The organism is Marinimicrobium sp. UBA4509 (genome assembly GCF_002388575.1).
GTDB classification, from domain to species: Bacteria; Pseudomonadota; Gammaproteobacteria; order Pseudomonadales; family Cellvibrionaceae; genus Marinimicrobium; species Marinimicrobium koreense.
Genome location: NZ_DGMV01000037.1, coordinates 52,686 through 54,421 on the forward strand (window position 1 = coordinate 52,686; position 1,736 = coordinate 54,421).

General features: G+C 62.6%; 4 protein-coding genes. All 4 read left to right on the forward strand.

What is annotated here, in order from left to right; genetic code table 11:
• On the forward strand, window positions 1–244 hold a 244-nt coding region (locus B3520_RS05710), incomplete at its 5' end, for a hypothetical protein (RefSeq protein ID WP_286875613.1).
• Window positions 245–259: 15 nt separating this feature from the next.
• On the forward strand, window positions 260–823 hold the full coding sequence (locus B3520_RS05715; RefSeq protein WP_286804164.1) for an RNA polymerase sigma factor: 564 nt from the start codon (window positions 260–262) through the stop codon (window positions 821–823).
• On the forward strand, window positions 820–1,404 hold the full coding sequence (locus B3520_RS05720) for an anti-sigma factor family protein (RefSeq protein WP_286804163.1): 585 nt from the start codon (window positions 820–822) through the stop codon (window positions 1,402–1,404). The genes B3520_RS05715 and B3520_RS05720 overlap by 4 nt, the downstream gene beginning before the upstream one ends.
• The coding region (locus B3520_RS05725) for a hypothetical protein (protein ID WP_286875614.1) at window positions 1,401–1,736 on the forward strand (336 nt) is incomplete at its 3' end. The genes B3520_RS05720 and B3520_RS05725, both read left to right, overlap by 4 nt.

The following is a 1,736-nucleotide window of genomic DNA, read 5'->3' on the forward strand; positions in this document are numbered from 1 at the left end:
GCCGCCCGAGCCCGATGTCGCCAGCGAGCGACCCGGACCCGACCGGGTGCCCAACCGTTTCACCCGGGAACCGACCACCGGCCTGGTGCTGAAGAGCAACACCCGAAGCACTCGGTTGTCATCGGCGGTGCTGCATCGGTTGGAACCGGGAACAACCTATTCCTGGCGTGTGGTGGCGGTGGATGCCAGCGGCCGCGTATTGGCCGCCAGCCCCCTGCAGACCCTAGGCACCGAAGAAGAATAATCACGGATAATCACTATGGCCCTATCGGAACAGGATACCGACGAACAACTTTTACTCGCGATGGCCGGCGGCGAGATGGAGGCCATGAGCGCCTTCTACCGCCGCCATGAAACCCGGCTGTACCGCTTCCTGATGGCCAAGTTGAACGATTCCTTCGTGGCCGCCGACCTACTCAATGAGGTGATGCTGGAAGTCTGGCGCTCGGCGGCCCGTTTTGCGGGACGCTCCAAGGTCACCACCTGGATGTTCGGCATCGCCCATAACAAGGTGCTGACCCACTGGCGCAAGTTGGGCGTCCGGGAATTTACCGAGGTGGATGACACCCTGGCGGATGAGACCCCGGCGGCCGATCTGGAGCAGGCTCTCTCAGCGGTCAAAGACGCAGAACGGGTACGCTCAGGCATGCAGACCTTGTCGCCCCCACACCGGGAGGTGTTGCACCTGGTGTTTTTTGAAGAGCTGGATTACGCGGAGATTGGCCGTATCCTGAGCGTACCGGAAGGTACGGTGAAGTCCCGCGTCTACCACGCCAAAAACTTACTGAAGAAACAACTGGCCAGAGCCATGAGGTCATCGTGAAAGACATAGATGAACAACTGAACCTGTGGGCCAACGGCCGACTGCCGGAGGCGGAACGCCACGCACTCGAGCAGAAAATGGCGGACGATCCTGCCCTGGCCCGGGAAGCCGAGTTCCTGAAAGCGCTGAGAAGCACGGTGCAGAGTGAACCGGCCACGGGCCCCGGCGAACTGGGTCTGGCGCGCCTGCAGAAAGCCATTCGGGCCGAGCAGGAGGAGGCACCCGTCGTCTTGCCCCGGAGGAATTTCTGGCGCCCGGTAGCCATCGCCGCCAGCCTGATCGTGGGCATACAGGCCGCCCTGCTGCTGGGGCCGGAACCCTGGGACGACGGCTCAGCGGTGGACATGGTGCCCGCCTCCGGCGAAGAAGCGCCCCAGGGGCCACGGGTCCAGATGGTCTTCGACCCGGCCGCCACCATGGCAGATGTGCAGACGGCGGTATTGAGCGTGAACGGTAGTATTGTCTCCGGACCCAGCGCCCTTGGCATTATCCAGTTGGGGCTACCGGAAGATGCCTCAATCGAGGCGGCGGTGGATGCGCTGAGGGCCTACGATTTTGTGGATGAGGTGATCGCACCATGAAGGCAGCGCTACGGCTGGCATCCTGCTTTTGTCTCGGGAGCCTGGCGCTCTGCCCGGTGACACTGCTGGCCCAGGACGATCAGGACCGGGAAAAAGCAAGGGAAAGTATCACCATCGACCGCGAACGCGCCGCTGAACTCAGGCGCGGGGAAGCGGTGCAAGACACAGAGCGCAAAACCGCCGTACAGACGCTCGATCGGACAACCGAGACTTCAGAAGTAGAACAGGAGCGTCCGATAGAAGAGGCAGAGGCTCAACCACAACTCACCCGGCCGGTTCCGGCGAAGCCCCGGGAAGCAGAGGTGATCGAGCGGGAACCCGAACCCGAACTA